Raw genomic sequence first — 17551 nt, 5'->3', positions numbered from 1 at the left:
TTAGAGATACTTTTTATTTGATATCAGTTCTGCATTCAGTACGCTCGCACCGGCAGCACCACGAATTGTATTGTGTCCCATTGTGATAAACCGTATTCCCTCGCGCAACCGTCCAACAGAAACGGTCATGCCTTTGCCCCGCATCCGGTCGAGACGTGGTTGAGGCCGGTCGTTCTCCTCAAGATACATCACAGATTTCTCAGGTTGTGTCGGGAGCCCTTTGATCGGTGGTTTATAATTATAATACGCCTTTTTGAGCTCGTCCACCGGCTGATTAATGTCAACCCAGACTGCCATCGTATGCCCATCGATGACCGGCACGCGGTGACAACTTGCACTGACAGAAAACGGTGCGTTTATGACTTTTTTCCCTTTAAGTGCTCCCATGATCTTTAAGGATTCGGTCTCCATTTTCTCTTCTTCCTTACCGATATATGGGATTACGTTATCATAGATCGCCATTGCGGCAACACCGGCAAAACCTGCACCGGATATTGCCTGCATTGTTGCCACACGGACATCGGTAAATTTGTAGGCACGGAGAGGGGCGAGCGCCATTACCATCATGATAGTGGAACAATTCGGGTTGGTCACGATAAAACCGTCACGCCCCTTATCGCGCTGAACATCTATCAGTCCGAGATGATCCGGGTTCACTTCGGGAACGACAAGCGGAATATCGGGCTCCATCCGGTGGGAACTCGCGTTGCTGCAGACTCCGATCCCGGCATCTGCAAACTCCAGTTCCACATCAGTTGCAATCTCCGCGGGAAGGGCGGAAAAGACCAGATCTACATCTTTTGCTCTTTTTGGTGATGTAGGACTGACTTTAAGTCTCGCGATCTTGTCCGGAAACGGCGTGTCGAGACGCCAGTTCACAACCTCCCCGTAAGGTTTTCCCGCACTCCGTTCTGAAGCAGTAAGCGTTGTTAACTTGAACCATGGGTGATCTGCCAGCAGCTCGACAAAACGCTGACCTACCGCACCCGTAGCACCGAGCACTCCTACATTGATCATAGATAAAAAGAAGTGATAAACGTAAAAGTAATTAAACCGTTTGATTTTTATTCCATTTTTATTCCATATGGATAGCTTCTGATGGGCAGACGTCAACACAGGTCTGGCAATCAACACACATGTCCTTGTCGACTTTTGCCTTCTCGTTTTCCATCGAGATTGCCGATGCCGGACATTCATTCACGCAGGTTTCACAACCGGTACACTTTTCCTTATCAACGACTGCAACCAAAATTGTTCACTCCAAACTATATGTTTCAGCCTATATGTTTTACAAAATACAAAAAAAGGGTTTCGATATGTGCACGACGATTATCTCTTATTAAGGTTGAGCACATCGTTCATGCCATATATACCGGGCTTTTTACCGACAACCCAGCGGGCGGCAAGCAATGCACCGCTGGCAAAGACAGCGCGATCATACGCCCGGTGCGAGAGGGTGATGGTTTCAAAGTTCTTCGAGAATAATACAGCATGGTCTCCCACGATATCGCCGCCACGAACGACATGGACCCCGATCTCGTTTTTGCGCTCGGTCATGCCTTCCCGGCCATACATCTTCTGACGGGCCCCCACTTCCTCATCAAGGATCTGGAGGATTGTCTTTGCGGTGCCGCTCGGAGCATCCTTTTTATTCCGGTGATGCCCCTCGATAACCTCGATATCATAGTCCTTCAGGAGTCGTGCCGCATCGCGCAGCACCTGCCAGAAGATATTGACACCAACCGAGAAGTTGCTTGAGATAACCGCGGGGGAGTGTCCTGTGACAGCGTCAGTCATGACCTTCCTCTGTTCAGGAGTGAATCCTGTGGTGCCGACCACAAGTGCAATATTATAACGTGCTGCAATCCTGACATTTTCAACTGCCGCACCGGCAACCGTGAAATCGATCAGAACATCCGGTTTTTTCTTTTCAAGCAGCAGACCAATATCTTTTGACTCAACCTGTTCCTCGCCAAAAAAAGTACCGGCTTTGAGGTCGACCCCGCCAACGATTTTCAGGTCTGCTGTTTCAGATACCATCCTCCCGATAGTCTGCCCCATGCGGCCTGACGCGCCGCATACGACGACCCGATCCATCCCTTAACGCCTTCCTTTTTTAAAATTTTTTTTCTTTTTGGAACCAGGGTTCTTTGCAGGGGCGGTTTTTTGCGCCGCAGGTTTAACTGCCCTGACACCGGACGAGGTGAGCACTGCCTGAAGCTGTGCAGTCTTTTTCTCATCCAGGTCATCCAGCGGCAGACGTACCGGTCCACCGGCCATGCCAATCAGTTCGACCGCCTTTTTGACCGGAATCGGGTTGGTGTCAATGAACATCGCCCTCAACAGTGGTGAAAGTGCATAGTGGACTGCTAGTGCCTTTTTTAAATCGCCTTTTTTCATTGCCTCGCACATTATGACCATGCGCTTTGGATCAACATTTGCTGCTACAGAAATTACTCCGGTTCCCCCAAGTGCCATGATCGGCAGTGTCATATTGTCATCACCGGAGATAACAGCAAAGTCCTCGTCTTGCGTATCCTCAATGATCCGCGAGATCTGGCTGATATTTCCGCTTGCTTCTTTAATTGCCACAATGTTGGGGTGCCGGGCAAGTTCAGCGACAAGATCGGGTTCAAGGTTCTGCCCGGTTCTGCCCGGAACATTATACATAACAACAGGAATATCGAGATCGGCAAGTTTTGTGTAGTGTTTGATGAGGCCGGCCCGGTTGGGCTTGTTGTAATACGGGCTGATGACGAGTACTCCGTCCGCACCGCTGTCCTTCGCAGCCTTCGTGAGCCGTACAGCCTCGGCTGTGTTGTTTGAACCGGTGCCTGCGAGAACAGGTATCTTACCATTCACCTTATCAATGGTGATCTCGATTACCTTCTCATGCTCCTCGAATGAGAGGGTGGCTGATTCACCAGTCGACCCGCAGGGCACAACCCCATGTATGCCCTGAGAAAGGAGAAACTCAAGGTTGCCCACAAGACCACGAGTGTCGAGGTCCATGGCAGAGTTTCTTTTAAAAGGGGTAATGATTGCTGGAAGGACACCTTCGAACATAAAGCGTTTATTGGTGTCTCTTGGTATTTATTTTTCTTGTGATAAACCCGGCAATCCGGTTCCTGACGCGTTTGCTCTCAATTGATGCAGAAGTGGCCAGTGCCTGTTTGTTCTCTTCATAATTGCTGGAAAACTTTTCCCTGTTTTTTGCCAGCAATTCAAGACCGAGGGTCTTGATATACGATGGTTTGATTCCCATGAACATTCCTCTTAGTTTCCTTTATTGTATGCGATGCGACAGGATAATAATATTATTGGCTACTTCGACTGCATCTTCCCCGATGAGGTAGATCCCTCCTTCCTTTTCATCAGTCCCTTTATCATAGATTACCTCAGGGACGCCATCAGAGCAGCATGATGCAATCCCCCAGTCCATTGTGCTCGTCTGAGGTGCTGCCCGCATGACATCAATCCTGCAACACTCGATGAACATATCCTCAAGAGCTTCGAGAAAATCCGCATGATATGCGATTACTGAAGCGCTGCGCATCGCAGGATCGAACTTGGTTATCGTAAGAACAACACGGGTAATCGGTTCATCGGTGCCAAACGCGCATGATCCAGAGGAATGAATTATCCCCCCTTCCTGATGGAGACCGCCTTGTACTGCTGCAACATCATACCCGTCCCGGGCACCCCTGATTGCATATGCAATATTCACACCAAAAGATGGAATGAAGCGAATATCCATTGATGCCGACAATAAATTAACCGCTTCTGCAAGCCGGATAATTACCTCCTGCCGTTCCTGTTCAGGACTTTTCATTTTCAGATTGTGTGGTTCACGAACACTGATAAGGATACGCTTTTTTGGCTCTGTAGAAATCCCTGATCTCACATCATTACCAGAGACCCAAGATGGACCGGTTTTCAAGAGAGATCGCAAGGGGGATATCTGTCATGCGCGGGGGGAGGACAGATTCGAGAAAATATCGAAGATATTTTCGCTGTGCCACAGTGGCGGGGGCAATGTAACTCAAAGATATCCTGATGGATATCTTCTCAAGTTTGCCCTTTCCTCGGAAACGGCAAATACCCCCCACGAAAGTAATGCAAATCGATGATTTCTACAGAGCCTTTTTTTAAAATTCCTGTTAAATAGCCGGAAACAGAAAATGTGCATATCCGGGATAAGCAAAATCGGAAATACCCTATTGTTCCGGCATTGCGTGCAACTCAATATCTGTTCTGAACCTTCCTGATCTCATTTTTTATGGCTGGGTCATACAGAGGATACTGATTTATCGGTATAAGGGATATACAATATATATAATGGACGCACGAATTCTTGATGTCATAATCAGCGTGATCTGTTTCTGCATCCTGATCATCCTTCTTGGATTACTCCCGATGTTCATGGAAGCCGGCACCGCATACCTCACCGCTATTCTTGTATTCATTCTCGCGCTTTCCGGTGCCGGTTATCTGGTAAACAAGCAAATCGCTTAATAGGTAATCTTATTGTATATCTCACAACAACACCACTATCTAAATCTCCCCGTAAAAAGGTTTTTCTATTTAGGATAGTATACTATATTGAAATGTGAAGTCCAAAAGTAAACAATGCCCGAATGGTCATGGAGCCATGCACCGCTGCCATATCAAACAGACAACCGGCAAAGTGCAAAGATGGTTAACAATTCCCTGGCAGTACTGCCCGGTCTGTAAAATGATATTACCAGATCAATAGGAATACTGTTGTTCTTATCACTACAATATCCCGCTTAGAAAAAGACAAGTAGGGGGTATCTTTTACCCCCACCCCATTATCGTGCCTGCAAATGCCCTTTTTTGCCTTATTCCAGATAGTACTTGCCTTAACAAATGTGGAGTGTTTCATCCCTATTTTATCGGCAACCTTATCGCGGGTTTTCCCCTTTTCTTCAGGGTGTGCCAATATTGGCACAGGCTGAGGATTTGATCCACCAGTTGAGGTTATTAAACGTTCTTTTGCTCTTTTTGATTCAATAATAACGAGATGATCTGCTTCCCTCATTTTCTGGGATATTGTTTTCTCTCGTTGTTTATTAAACTCAATAAGAGATTCTTCCTGCGTATAACATGCTGTTGGTGAGGTTGAGAAAGCAAGAGCCATATCATCCATCTCAAAATCGTTAGAATCGGGAAAGCACCCGATAACGGGCAAACATCTCAAAAAGGGGCGATTAACAGAAGCGGATGTAAAGAAGGTTATTTTGCCTGTACCGGATCATCCGGTAGGTAATGGTCGAGCAGATCAAGAACCTGCCTTTTACTAAGCCGGATCGCAATCGTAACCGGATTCCCATCACACTCTATGCAGAGTTTAACCAGGGATTTAAAATGTTTTTTAACGCTCATTTCGGGACCAGCGCAATGATGATGAACACGCCTGCTGCATACCTACAAAGGAGCCACGCATCAATACCGAGCTCGTGAACCTGGTCACTCATAGTAACATTCCACTCTTGGAATTTGTCGCCCGTGTAATTGATAGAGATCAGGATCGTGGGGTAAACGGATCGTGGGCAATCCTCCTAAGTCACGGTAGAACTTTTGTAATTCCTGATGGGTTTTGATTTTCGATTTCATAAAAAGATATTTCTTCACACTGTCGCCGGTACAGTGTGTTTTTTCGAGCAGAAAAACGCGTGGATTTCAAGTGTGCGCCCGGTATCGCATTTTATATGGCAATAATGACACCTGTAACCAGTGGGATCAAAGGATCGATCCTGTTTACGCACCCGGGGTCGTCCCCGTATTCCGTCGGGGTTGCGCTTCGGGTTCATCTTCGGCATCCCACGCAGTATGGATTTTCGCTGTCTGGTGCCGGGGGGTTATCCCGGTGCCTGAATCGTTCAACCAAATCATCGAGCGAGGAGTGCGGCCAGAAATGGTTGCACAGTAAAACACCTATAAGTACGCCGGTGAAACTAGGACCAATATTACCCAACCACGTTGTAATTGTCATTTCATCAAAGGTTGCTGGCAGGCCATGATTATTTATAATTACCAAAAACATGAAGAGAGTTGCCACAGTGGATCTGATTATCGTGGTCATCGGTACATCTCCGGTAGGGGGACATCTGCGTGGGGGGGGGGATAAAACTTCTGCTGGTCTTGCGGCCAAGGTGCTTTCTGTGGCTGTTAGCTCATCATCTTGTGCGGGTTCAACATCGACAGGCGGGATCTCTGATAAAGCCTTACGAATCGATGGATATCGCAAAATCCTGTGATGAAAATATAAATTCAGCCGTAGATCATCACCAATGATTGTCGATATGGTAATCAGGAGCGACGGCGGGATGGGGATTTTCCTCCGGGCGTGTTTTTGCAGCACGGCGAGACAGTATTCCACATCTCCGAAATCATAGGAAGTCATCGAAAAGACCTCCCTTTTTCTTTCGTTTACCGCCTCTCCTGCCGAATCCCCCCAGTATATCCGGCACACTGAAGACCTCCCCATATGCATAGTAACTGCGCCCACTACGACGGGGTGCGCCACCCCAACCACCAAGACCTCCGCCTAATGGAATTCCGGGTGGGAGTTTTGTTGGCGGGGTTGGTTTCCATGTGGGCGGTCTCATCTGTTGGAACCCCATTTGTTTCTGAACCTGTTTGATCATTTGCTGCTGTGTCTGTCGTTGTCCCTGTTTTTGTACTGATGTCTGCCCCAATCTCTGTACTTGGGTTATACCTTGTTTCGACCGGGGTAATATTGCCTGTAATGGGATTGAGAGGTTTGCCTGGTTTGATTTCTGATCAATGGAATATCTTTGGTTGATGTTTACGGCAGAGAACACGTTTCTACCCATTTGACCGATGTCCTGCCGCTTCTCTTGTCTCATGCCGGTTGCCTGCCGGATAATGCTCCTCGCCGCGTTTGAGATATAGACATCCTCTTCTTCAATCATCTTCATTCTTTGGGGGGAGTATGAGAACGACCTTAACTCGCTTTCGGTTGATTTTAACTTCGCGCTGCCACCTCCCCTCGTTCCATATCCCATTGATTTAATTAAATTATTGAATTGCGCGTCTTTTGCTGCGGTTGTAGTTCTTGCCTGCTCCCGGGCAACAACCGCCCGCCCGCTTGTCTTACTGAATGTGTCTGATAATGGCGTTTGCATCCATGCCGGGCCGCTTGGCGCTCTTCCTCTGGTTGCACCTCCAGATCCCCCCTTTGATGGTGCTTTTCTGGATATCTCCACCCCAAGATCCTTGGCGATCACCATCCGGTCCCACATGCCTTGAATATCGGTTTGTAACCCGCCGACCTGAACCTTGCCTCCCTTGCCGGTTCTCGTCCCGAGCATATCGTTTATTCGTTTCGATGTACTGGATATCGGCTGATCCCATTCCCCGGTAATTCCCGGGCCTTCCCGCATTTCCGTTGCCTTCATTCTTCCAAGGTCTAATCGATAGGTGGGTTGCCCTTTCGCTCCTTTCTTGCCCATGAACATATCTTCGGTGAAGGTTCTGGTAATGGATTCCTTGAATATTCCCTGCGGTTCCATCGGCCAGACTTCTTCTCCAACATACATCATCTGTTTGGAACCGCCCGGAACGGTTACCTGTTTTTCAATTCCGAGAATGAACGGTGAGATATCACGGATGGGTTTGATCCGCATCGACCCAATCTGCTCTTGTGGTGTTGATATCTCTCCTTTTTCAAAGACGTTCCGTAACGTGAATCCTTCTTCAACCGTACCTCCGAATATCTTTTTCATCGAATAGCCTTTGAAGATAGATTCCGGTGCGGTTATTTTCTGCTCGAAGAATCCGCCATACGTTACTTTCTCCCCGGTGATTGGTGTTATCTCTTCCCATATTGGGTACTCGGAGATCCCGCCGGTACTCTTGAACTGTTTGTTGGATAACGACCTCGTACCTTCTAAAAGGTATTTTTGCCCGGGTTCGAATATGAAATCTGTGCCGATTATTATTTTGCCTGTTTTTGTCGGGATGCCTTTTGATGCCCTACTGACCTCATATTCCTGTGCGAACATTTCACCGATCTTCGGTGCTTCACCAGTCAGGGCATACCCATACGATTCAATATCGCCGATGGTTGTTGTCTTTATAATCGATGGTTTGCCAACCTCTTTTGGCTCCATGAAGGACGGTTTATACCACGATCTTGCATATTGTTGTTCAATTGCTGTCTGCTCAATCCTTACCGCACGCCCGCTTGGTGCCAATGGGTTTTCCTCAACATACATCTGCCGGATTTTAACCGTCTCCAGTATTGCGCTTGGTTTGCCGGTAAAGGCTTCGTAGAAGTTCCCCTTTGCCGCTACCATCTTCGTTCCGAACCACCCGGCACCTTTGGAAATTGCGGCGGGGGCTTTTGCGACTGCTGCCTTTGCGGTTCCGTATGTCCCGGCACCGACAACAACGCCGGTAAGTTCCGGCCCCATCTCCCCGAGATTTGTTGTAAATTCTTCTTCGGTTAAATTCCCAAAATCGAAGTTGTTGGTTGCTTGGGCTCCTTTAGATGCAACATACAATCCACCAATGGCGATTTTTCCGGCAGAAAACAACGCGCTCCCGGTCGCTGCTACACGCGGACCCCAAACCGGCGCAGCTTCGACTATTGATGGTACTGCGGCTGTACCGGCTGCTCCGAGAACATCTATCCCTCCAATCGTCAAGACGGTTGCTCCTGCTGCTACAACACCCTCTAACGGATACTTGCGAACACGCCCATAATACTGCTCGGCGATGTTTGCCAGTCCCTTTATACCGGGTGTATCTTTCGAGACCACCCCCATATCGACAAGGGGGCCGTAACTCTTGAAAAGTCCTGATTTTCTTTCTGCACCGGCGTAAATTTCCGCCGATGTGAATGGTTCTGGTGTTCTCGCCTCGAAAAATTCACGATATGGTTTGTTTGCACCAGCCCACCAATCATCAAACTTTGTTGTCGGTTGATCACCGGATATAACCCCGCCTTTCGATTCATACAGTGTTGCACCCGGGGCGTATGTTGGAGTGAACCAATCTTTTGTTAGTTTTGTTGCCCCCCCTTCCGGGACAAACATTATTGGGGTTTCGTACCCGGGGATATCCCTTGGCGGGGTATACCCGACCAGCCCGGCACCGGCTTCAATCATTCCGCCGAATACCGGAATTACGCCCAACCAGCTTGCTTTCGGCAACTCGGCTTTCCCCATTTCTCCGAGCTGTTGCCCCGTCTGAATTTGCCCTTTGACATACTCTCCTTGTGCAATACCGACATCCGATAGTTTCGGATACCTGCCTTTAATCTGGTCGCCTTCCATTGTTACGAGACCGGACTTTAACCCACCTGAAAGAACCGTCTGGTATTCCCCATATTCTTTCTGGTAACTGGTGTAAAACTCCGCGCCTTCCTTAGTCGTAGTGTCGATCTCGCCCTTTGCTGTGAACAGTCCTTTCTGCTTACCATATGCGAATAACTGCTCCACATCCGCCTGTTCTTTTGTAAGTTGTGTGAAGAACTGGTCACTCTTTGCCGCGCCGGTAATCGTTTCCGGTGCGAACATCCACATCGGGCTTGCCGTATCAATTGCTGATGGCGTTGGTGCTGCTGCCGCACCCATTGACGACTTCGCGCCTTTGTAATACGGACCGCCTGCTAACGCACCATACGGCCCCCACTCTTTTGTGGACTGCCGGACTTTCTCGATTGCCGGGCTAAAGTCCCATTGGGGGATCGGTGCGTTCCGGGATGTGAAAGGTAGGGGCAATCCCGTTGCGGCATCAGTCCGGGAAATGAGCTCGTTTCTCCGTGCCTGGCTCCACGTATACCCCTGACTCCCTTCTGGTGGGACAAGCCCGAGCATGTCCTTAACTCCGGGATTTACTAATCCGAGCTGTCCCTTATACACTTCCTGCGAACCTTTCAGGAACACCAGCGCATAATCCCCGGCGTTCTCATAGGTGTTTGGGGGTTGTGCTATTCCGGTATCAAGTTTATAGTGATGCTCCCATGACATCCTCTCAATGGTGTTCTGCCCGGCGAACTGGTCCCGAACATAAGAGTAGTAGAGCTGGTCTTTCCAGCTCTTTGCACCCTGCCGCTTGCCCTCTGCATATTGCGCGATATCAAACGGATCTTCAAACTGCCGGAACTCTCCACCCGGTTCCTGCTTGGTATACCCCGGCCTTAGTTCCCACGCTGGCGTTACCCAATCGATCTTATTCTGCCGGGCGATCATCTTGTTCTGGTAATCCTCCCATTCGGGAGTCCCGCCTTTATAGGGATTCAACCCCATTACGTCGCGCAACTGCCCGCCACGCGCCCAGACCTCCCTTGTCTCCCCGCGTGTCCCTGCGTATGCCAGACCTTCGTCCGTCCGGTACTTCATCACCGATCCGCCGGCTAACCTTTGTCTCCGTGCTGCATCCGTCATCGCATAATCGGACTGCATCATCGGGTCGTAACCGGGGGTGTTTATTTGCGCTTTCCTTTGCTGGAACTCTGATTTTTGGTTTTCATACGCGGAGTATTCCGCACTTCCGGCCGAGAATGGATTTTTCCCTTCATTCTCTCCCCGCGTCATCGATTCCGCTGCATACCATTGGGGATTGGCCTGCCGCCTCCCCTGATCGTCATATACGTACGGGGAATACGGGTTGTAGATGTTTTTCCCTGCTGCCTCATCTACATGATACGATGCGCTTACAGCAGGGGGTCCTACTGTTACAACCTCCCGGAATGTTGCGCCCTCTGGGATTGGCTTGAATGTTCCGGGCGCATATACGGGAGTATTCACATAGAAACCCCCACGGGACTCATAATACCTCTCCATTCGTGCGCCCGGGGGTAGTCCCCCCCGGCCTCCCGCACCTAAGAAATACCCCATTGTTGCGGGATCTACATACGAACCTGCGGGGACTTCCCCGGCAACCGAACCGGGTAATACCCGGTATCCAATCACATTGCCTTGTGCATCCAGAACTTCCTGCTGTCCTGCCCAAACATATGGTTTTGGTTCTATTACGGGTTCTGCCATGGTACTTTATCTCCATTACCTAAATGGTGATTATTCGACTGAGTTTTAAAACCGACGGTGAGTATCCTAAGCATACGCCATCTCCCCATTGGTTGTTTCCATTTCTTCTGTCTCGCCCTCGTTTTCAATAACATCCAATTTCGGATAGTTTCGACAGAATACTAACGGCTGCCGTCCGGGGATTGGAGGAAACACCGCCGATCCGAATTGCTGCCGTACCTCTTCGACCAAAAATTCTCCTTTACTCAGCTTTGCGATCAGTCCGGGGTTTATCATTGTGAGGTTTTTCCCGACATCCGCACCTTTCAGTAAATACAAATATTGCACTCTACCGAGAATCCGATAATCAAGGTACATCGCGCTATGGCTGCTGCATAAAAAAGAGATATTATTTTTTCGATAATCCACCAGGACATTTGAAAAACATTCAATCAAATGCCATGTCAAACCAGATGCACGGGCGGGAAAATAATTGTGGGCCTCGTCAACTGATACGAGGATTGGTTCATCAATGTTTTTCTCTCTTGGTAACGCCGTCAGTAAATCAAATAACCAATACTGCGGGCTACTATATTTTCCATATCGCTTATAAAGGTCAAGGATCGCCAGTCCTCGTGTTTTCCTATTTAGTTTATCAGGATCTAGCCTTCTTGTCTCCAATTCTTTCACTAGCCTTAAAGACATTGTATGACTTTCGGGTGGGTAAGCAACATTGATCGCACCGGGCACGAGGTTCTTAATGAGACTCGAAACGTTTGTATAATATTTGACGTATTTATCGGGCGGGGTGTATGATGCGCCGTTGATTGAGAAGAGAAAACTACTATTTTTTTTCATGTGAATATAAATCGGTTTTAAGTCACGCCCCTTCCAATATCGGCTCAACCTGCCCGGAATAAGAGAGTTATAATTTTCCCACTCTCTTGCAATTCGTAGCACGGTTGTTTGGATGACCTTTACAGGATTTTTTATACAATCGTCCTTTGCCATGTTCCATTGATAGTACGCTGTCTCTCGATTGTATGGTGGAAGAATATGTAACGATTGTTCTTCTAAAATACCTTGAAGCGTGGTCTTACCAGACCCAAAGGCACCGAAGACACAAATGCTATTCCCTCCAATACATTGAATGGGATCATCGGTTACGGTGACCGCATGATGAATATATTTTCCGGTTTTTACTGCCATTGCGTCTTGTGTTGGGGGTTTCTCTTTTAAAACCCGAAGATTGCCCTTGTTCCCTGTTCACCAATTAACTATGTGCCTCATATTGAGGCATTTTTTCGCATCGTTTTTGCGGGTTGTTATCAAATATAATTACCATTTGCTGTGGACACCAGGAAAAGAGGAAGATATATTGTGGATTGTTGGTTGTGGATTATGCAGGACGATCCTCTAATTTCGTATTGGGATCTCGTTTGGGGTAGAAATCAATGTGTTCATCTGTTTGGTCTTTCTCTAGGAAGTCTCGGAAATCGGTTTTATATGCTAAACGTGGTTTCCTATACCTTTCTGGTGGAATTTTTTTAAGGCGGCGGTTGCGTTCACGCATATACTCCCGTCTCTTTCTCAGTACTTCTGGTCGTTTGCGATATTCTCTCTGGTAATCTCGATTTTTCTTCCTTTGCTTTTCTATTTGTTCTTGTGTGAGCGTGCTTATTTTTGGAGTACTCATAACCACACCTCAATCACTGACTGCTTGGTTTCACCGGATATTATTTTTATCCCGCTCCCTCCGGTCCTTGCGGCTGGCTGGTGATGTAGACAGAATGAAATTTTAGAGATGTATTCGTTCTGATCATTGCACCACAGTAGGCCGTGTTCCTCCAGTCTGACGAGATGTCGGGTCTTAACATCGCACGCGGTTTTTACCAGAAGTGATCGGCTTGCGTGCCGGCATGCTTTGCCGGCAACCGGGCAGATGAGATCGGGGGTCATATTTCCTTCATCCCCCGTTGAAGTTCTGCGATCTCGTGCTCGATAAGGTAGTGCCGGTCTTTTAATTCCGATATCGTGTCCTCGATGTGCTGCCGGCGCTCGTTTAATTTTTGCATCCGCTTGGCCGGATCCTTGACGCCCGCCATGGTGAAGTCCCGGGTCATGGTCTCATCTCCTGCACGTGCCGATCATGATACTGAAAACATCTCGGGCTTAACTGACAGACAAGTGAGTTCTTGCCTTTGTGACACTGCCGGGAATCATGGCAGGTGCATTGGTAGAGCCCGAGCCGTACACTGTGAACAAACCAGCAGGTCATGGTGATCCCGCTCCTGCTGCATCCCATGCTGCTTTGAATTCTACCGGGTTTGGAATCTGGCTTTTTCCACATTGTGAAAGGATTTCGGTTAGCTCAGCGCGGGACTTCCCTGCATATTGGTTGCCCTGCTGCTCACATGCAGGATATGCAGGCAAAACAGAACTTACACGCGCATGTGGAATCTCTGTGTCTATATGGGGGTATACCCCCTTGCTTGTACGCGTGTAATTAAAATTATCCTGCATATCCTGCATATTTTCAGGGTCTTTGTCAATTTTATCCTGTTTTGCTTCTTTATCAGGATACTTTGGCTCAGATCCTTTGATCGTGAATCCGGTATAGCAATGCTCCTGCCTGCCATTCACTTTGGGGTAAGATTCAGATCCCACCTTTTTGATAACTTCCGTAAGATACCGCTGGGCCTGAACATCAAGTCCTCCTTCATTGCAGAATGACACGTATGCAGCATAGAGATCCTTCTTGATAATAATCGCATTCGGAGTCCTATCAAGACAGGTATGTACATAATAGAATGCACTGGATGCACTGGAGAGCCATCGATCCTTAATACTCTCGGTGACGATGATCCCATCCTTAATAATTTCTGTAATTCTTTTTATGACAAGGAGCAAAAGACCAGATACGTTTTCATCGGTAAACGTTCTCATCTCAAATTCGGGATCTACTTTAAACTTCTTTTCAAATTCGGCAGCATTCCAACGGTCAAAAAAGACAGGGTCCACCGACTCGATCTTCGGGTATGCGTTCGCGGAGAATAGCATTAAGGCACGGTTTACGAATGGAAAACTATCCTGGTGTTTCTTTTCTACATTGACTGCATCACCGCCGGTCAGCGCTTTAAATTTTCCAATATCACCTATTTTCTGATCGCTTAGATCAGCATAAGCATTCATTATTTTTCCAACGAGCTGTGATGTAGAGAAACGATCATAAAGTAGTCCCTGAAGTGATACCGCCGAATATGTACCCGTTCCGATAAAATAACGAGTAATCAGATTGATGTATGTGCTTTTCCCGCTATCCTTATCGCCACAAAGGAAGTACCCTTTTTTGTAAACCCTACCAAGACCTGACAATACTGCATGTGCCGGGATCTGGAGTAGGAGCTGAGTATCAACCCCGAGGGAGTCCAGATATTCCTTTATTTTTTCTATCGGAGCATTCGGATCATAGGCCACATTCAGTTTATAATCAAACCGATACTTCGGGGAGTGCTCCAATGGAGTGACCTCCCCCGTCTCAAAATTAATTTTCAGTACCGTATTTCGGCAGGGAATCAAATCTGGTGCTGGATTGAAAGGAAATTCCGGGAATGGATTGTGATACTTGACATAATGCAGGCACTGTTCGCATGCAGTTACAACCCGGTCATCCGCACCAATACCACATTCCCTAAGCTCTGCGGTAATCTCTGCCTTTAACCGTCCACCATCGGGCTTGAATATTCCATCCTGGTATCGGTATATCTCGTTATTGAAAGACAGGAATATTCCAAGGTTGATGAACTTATCAGCAATCGCACGGTAGTCAACAGATGCGGGACCAACCCCGATGCTCTCGGCGGCAAGTATGGTTTCTTTAATATCCTTGGCTTTTGAATAGACATAAATAATCTCATCATTATCGAGGGCGGGATCGCAATGTTTGTTATACAATTTCAGGTATGGCGCTTTATCTTTGAGATAATATGAGGTGGATAACACAATCGCACGGGCTATTCGCTCATCGCCTTTAATTTTCTGCCTGTCTAAAGTTGCCTCAATCATACTTGCCTTTTCGTGAATCTCTGCCCGTCCTGATTTACCGATATAGGAGTAGATGAGATTATCGAGCGCATCGGTCATACCTTGTCCCCCTCACTCCAAGACCGAAGACATTTCGTGCATCGTAATCGCAGCACGTGATCGGAGAACCGCCCGCCAACCAAAACGGTTTCTTTTTCGACGATTTCACAATACGCACCGCCGCACCAAGGGCACTGTCGATAAGTCGAAAGCGAGATCATAATTCACCTGCCAACTCATCTTGCAGTCGAAGAATTTCCTCTTCAGTTTTTTTGATACCCTTCTGGTATTCGGCAATATCATTCTCACACTTCGCAATCCATTCCTTCAACTGCTCAATATATTTTTGGCGCTCGGTAATTTTCCCTCGGAGAATTACGTCGTGTGGAGTAGGGGTAACAACTTCTCTCCATTTCTCCTCGGTTATCGTCTCCCCCCGATGTACTAATTCTTCCCTGCGAGGACCTCGTATTGATTCGATTATAATCTTTTTAACAATGGTTTTTGTGGGTTTCTTTCCCGAATCAATCATTGTTTTAAGTGCTGTAAGAGCCCTCTCCTGTACAATCTCGTCCCTGACCTTAATGAGCGGCTGAATTGCATCGGTGCTTAGTGTTGAAATTTCAACATGCTTATCGCAGAACTCAGCCGCTTTTTTGATCGGGATAATAGAGGTACGATCCAGCGGGCAATTTGTTTCAATCCATGCCAGCTTTGACCGGCACTCTTGCGTACGGGTCAATGTCTCCACCTCACCATCTGCGCTTTTTCCGTGCGGATCTCATCACGAATCCGAGTCAGCCCGCGATATTCTGCACGAGAGACAGAGAGCCGTAAACGCATCCATACCCACGCCTTTGCACCTTGCGGTAAATTTTCCACCTGTGTTACAAAACCGTGGATCTCTCCGGGTGTCTGTGGCACACCACGGAGATAACCCCCGACCAGTCCGGCAGCCTTGTCGCTGAAAAATCGCCACCGTGACTTCCATTGAGTCACCGTCGAACACCCCCGCCGATGATCGTGTTACCACGTTCGATCTGATACCGCCTTTTTCGATATGCTGCATAGAGGACGATCCCGATTCCGAAGGCAAGCACGGCGAGCCATGCGATCAACTGATTGCTGGTCATAAACGCACTCCCGCGATACGAATCTCAACGGGGGTTCGACAGGCGCATTTCGTTATCGTGCTGATCGTCTGTCCCGGACACGTGCCGGTGGGTAGAACCTCGCCGATCTCTCGCCTACATGTCGGGCAGGAATAAGAGACGATCTCATTTTTTATAGTGCCCCTCACCGGTCGGGCAATCGGATACAGCCGATCAGTTGCTGGGGGTCGGCTCCGGAACACATCTTGACAGCGAACGCAAAACGAATTCTTCAAGTTAGGAATTGGGGTCCCGCAACGGCTACATCGTGATTGGGCGTTCATATCGGCACCACCGCCCAGACCCCGCGCTCTAAAATAATCTTGAACCCAAGGGAATGACTCGCGGCGAACACTCGCAGCGCCCTAAGACCATCTGCCCGGAATCGGCCGGTAGGGAGATCGGTTTCGGCGCATACCCCGCGAGTCTTCAGATTCCTTCTTATTTCCGGGAAAAACACTCGCAGATCGTCAGTTTTCCGAGATGCACAATAACAAACCTTCGGTTTTTTAACAGGGAAAACAGATGACTGAGTGGAAGAGTTTTTTCTTCCCCGCACAGCCAGTTCGCTGCCGGTTTCCCGACCGGCGGCACCTCCTTCTTTCAAGTTTTCACCGCCGGTGCGGGTGGCTTGCCGGGTGCATCTTCTCTCATCCCAACGCCCCCGGTGTTGGTGCGTCGTCAACCACAATCAGCGAACCGCGATTTACGAGATCATCAGCCTTGCACCGCAGATCCGGATCGAGTGCGTCAATGTCAGATCGCAACACACCGACCTTTTCCATTCGATCCCCATTTGCAAGAGCCTCGAGATGCCAACAGATTATCTCTTTAAGGCTCATGATGCGCCCCCCTGTGTTGGTGACTGTTCTTTCTCGATTAGGATTTTCCCATGTCGTTCGAGGACGACGGCTGCGGCCTGATGGAAGAGATCGAGGCTACGAAATTCCTCTTTCGAAAGAGTAATCTGCTCAGAAGGAGAGATCATCCCGTCCCTCCATGTGGGGTGACTATCGGTGCTGTCTTGACGGGCGCACCGATAATTTCTTTTTCAGCAACACTCAACATTTTCCTGGCATGTTCGGCCTCTAACCGGCAAATCTCAGCTTCCAAAGCAGACTCACAAATTGCAGACCGAGGTATCCCATACCGAACGGCTAATACATTGGTTCTATACGATAATGTGATTGAAATTTTAATTTTTGGATTTTCTGCACATTTTGTTCTCATTATCACAACCTCCTGTTGTATGATAAGGGGATTAAGCGGGGGTATGCTTAAATACATAAAATACAG

At 48.1% G+C, this 17551-nt stretch carries 16 protein-coding genes; 1 reads left to right on the top strand and 15 read right to left on the bottom strand.

The window, feature by feature from the left end; all coding sequences use genetic code 11:
- From asd to OS112_05195, 6 genes are all read right to left on the bottom strand, one after another.
- Positions 1 to 1017: an aspartate-semialdehyde dehydrogenase gene (gene asd / locus OS112_05220; GenBank protein WAC06034.1), complete on the bottom strand. Its 1017-nt coding sequence runs from the start codon at positions 1015 to 1017 to the stop codon at positions 1 to 3.
- Between the two features lie 58 nt (positions 1018 to 1075).
- Positions 1076 to 1249, bottom strand: a complete 174-nt coding sequence (locus OS112_05215; GenBank protein WAC06033.1) for a 4Fe-4S binding protein — start codon at positions 1247 to 1249, stop codon at positions 1076 to 1078.
- A gap of 80 nt (positions 1250 to 1329) precedes the next feature.
- Positions 1330 to 2097 (bottom strand): 4-hydroxy-tetrahydrodipicolinate reductase, encoded by a 768-nt coding sequence (gene dapB, locus OS112_05210; protein WAC06032.1) that lies wholly within the window; start codon positions 2095 to 2097, stop codon positions 1330 to 1332.
- A 3-nt stretch (positions 2098 to 2100) separates the two neighbouring features.
- Positions 2101 to 3066 carry a 4-hydroxy-tetrahydrodipicolinate synthase gene (dapA, locus tag OS112_05205; GenBank protein WAC06031.1) on the bottom strand — a complete coding sequence of 322 codons (966 nt, stop codon included), beginning with the start codon at positions 3064 to 3066 and terminating at the stop codon, positions 2101 to 2103.
- Positions 3067 to 3073: 7 nt separating this feature from the next.
- Positions 3074 to 3265, bottom strand: a complete 192-nt coding sequence (locus OS112_05200) for a 30S ribosomal protein S17e (GenBank protein ID WAC06030.1) — start codon at positions 3263 to 3265, stop codon at positions 3074 to 3076.
- 21 nt (positions 3266 to 3286) lie between these two features.
- Positions 3287 to 3832: a phosphomethylpyrimidine kinase gene (locus OS112_05195; protein ID WAC06029.1), complete on the bottom strand. Its 546-nt coding sequence runs from the start codon at positions 3830 to 3832 to the stop codon at positions 3287 to 3289.
- Positions 3833 to 4338: 506 nt separating this feature from the next.
- Here OS112_05195 and OS112_05190 point away from each other — a divergent pair.
- Positions 4339 to 4515: a hypothetical protein gene (locus OS112_05190; protein ID WAC06028.1), complete on the top strand. Its 177-nt coding sequence runs from the start codon at positions 4339 to 4341 to the stop codon at positions 4513 to 4515.
- Positions 4516 to 4741: 226 nt separating this feature from the next.
- Here the strand turns inward: OS112_05190 and OS112_05185 are convergent, their stop codons facing one another.
- From OS112_05185 to OS112_05145, 9 genes are all read right to left on the bottom strand, one after another.
- Positions 4742 to 5170, bottom strand: coding sequence for a hypothetical protein (locus tag OS112_05185; protein ID WAC06027.1), 429 nt, complete (start codon positions 5168 to 5170; stop codon positions 4742 to 4744).
- Between the two features lie 1243 nt (positions 5171 to 6413).
- Entirely contained in the window at positions 6414 to 11042 is a 4629-nt protein-coding gene (locus tag OS112_05180; GenBank protein WAC06026.1) for a hypothetical protein, read from the bottom strand.
- 66 nt (positions 11043 to 11108) lie between these two features.
- On the bottom strand, positions 11109 to 12230 hold the full coding sequence (locus tag OS112_05175) for a hypothetical protein (protein ID WAC06025.1): 1122 nt from the start codon (positions 12228 to 12230) through the stop codon (positions 11109 to 11111).
- 190 nt (positions 12231 to 12420) lie between these two features.
- Positions 12421 to 12717, bottom strand: coding sequence for a hypothetical protein (locus tag OS112_05170; protein ID WAC06024.1), 297 nt, complete (start codon positions 12715 to 12717; stop codon positions 12421 to 12423).
- Positions 12718 to 12976: 259 nt separating this feature from the next.
- Positions 12977 to 13144: a hypothetical protein gene (locus OS112_05165; protein WAC06023.1), complete on the bottom strand. Its 168-nt coding sequence runs from the start codon at positions 13142 to 13144 to the stop codon at positions 12977 to 12979.
- 151 nt (positions 13145 to 13295) lie between these two features.
- Positions 13296 to 15164, bottom strand: a complete 1869-nt coding sequence (locus OS112_05160) for a DUF5906 domain-containing protein (protein WAC06022.1) — start codon at positions 15162 to 15164, stop codon at positions 13296 to 13298.
- 157 nt (positions 15165 to 15321) lie between these two features.
- Positions 15322 to 15846 (bottom strand): hypothetical protein, encoded by a 525-nt coding sequence (locus tag OS112_05155; protein ID WAC06021.1) that lies wholly within the window; start codon positions 15844 to 15846, stop codon positions 15322 to 15324.
- A gap of 253 nt (positions 15847 to 16099) precedes the next feature.
- The gene (locus tag OS112_05150) at positions 16100 to 16237 is read right to left on the bottom strand and encodes a hypothetical protein (GenBank protein ID WAC06020.1); all 138 of its coding nucleotides are present in this window, start codon (positions 16235 to 16237) and stop codon (positions 16100 to 16102) included.
- Between the two features lie 668 nt (positions 16238 to 16905).
- Positions 16906 to 17040, bottom strand: a complete 135-nt coding sequence (locus tag OS112_05145; GenBank protein WAC06019.1) for a hypothetical protein — start codon at positions 17038 to 17040, stop codon at positions 16906 to 16908.
- Between the last annotated feature and the right edge of the window lie 511 nt (positions 17041 to 17551).

The sequence above is a fragment of the Methanoregula sp. genome (assembly GCA_026625165.1).
Lineage (GTDB): Archaea > Halobacteriota > Methanomicrobia > Methanomicrobiales > Methanospirillaceae > MVRE01.
This window is presented reverse-complemented; position numbering and strand designations above follow the sequence as displayed.

What these genes read in the sequence shown, in the direction of transcription:
- OS112_05180 (WAC06026.1), bottom strand. Translation starts at nt 11,042, where the DNA reads ATGGCAGAACCCGTAATAGAACCAAAACCATATGTTTGGGCAGGACAG.
- OS112_05175 (WAC06025.1), bottom strand. Translation starts at nt 12,230, where the DNA reads ATGGCAGTAAAAACCGGAAAATATATTCATCATGCGGTCACCGTAACC.
- OS112_05190 (WAC06028.1), top strand. Translation starts at nt 4,339, where the DNA reads ATGGACGCACGAATTCTTGATGTCATAATCAGCGTGATCTGTTTCTGC.
- OS112_05165 (WAC06023.1), bottom strand. Translation starts at nt 13,144, where the DNA reads ATGACCCGGGACTTCACCATGGCGGGCGTCAAGGATCCGGCCAAGCGG.
- OS112_05195 (WAC06029.1), bottom strand. Translation starts at nt 3,832, where the DNA reads ATGAAAAGTCCTGAACAGGAACGGCAGGAGGTAATTATCCGGCTTGCA.
- OS112_05170 (WAC06024.1), bottom strand. Translation starts at nt 12,717, where the DNA reads ATGAGTACTCCAAAAATAAGCACGCTCACACAAGAACAAATAGAAAAG.
- asd (WAC06034.1), bottom strand. Translation starts at nt 1,017, where the DNA reads ATGATCAATGTAGGAGTGCTCGGTGCTACGGGTGCGGTAGGTCAGCGT.
- OS112_05160 (WAC06022.1), bottom strand. Translation starts at nt 15,164, where the DNA reads ATGACCGATGCGCTCGATAATCTCATCTACTCCTATATCGGTAAATCA.
- dapA (WAC06031.1), bottom strand. Translation starts at nt 3,066, where the DNA reads ATGTTCGAAGGTGTCCTTCCAGCAATCATTACCCCTTTTAAAAGAAAC.
- OS112_05150 (WAC06020.1), bottom strand. Translation starts at nt 16,237, where the DNA reads ATGACCAGCAATCAGTTGATCGCATGGCTCGCCGTGCTTGCCTTCGGA.
- OS112_05145 (WAC06019.1), bottom strand. Translation starts at nt 17,040, where the DNA reads ATGGAAAAGGTCGGTGTGTTGCGATCTGACATTGACGCACTCGATCCG.
- OS112_05200 (WAC06030.1), bottom strand. Translation starts at nt 3,265, where the DNA reads ATGGGAATCAAACCATCGTATATCAAGACCCTCGGTCTTGAATTGCTG.
- dapB (WAC06032.1), bottom strand. Translation starts at nt 2,097, where the DNA reads ATGGATCGGGTCGTCGTATGCGGCGCGTCAGGCCGCATGGGGCAGACT.
- OS112_05185 (WAC06027.1), bottom strand. Translation starts at nt 5,170, where the DNA reads ATGGATGATATGGCTCTTGCTTTCTCAACCTCACCAACAGCATGTTAT.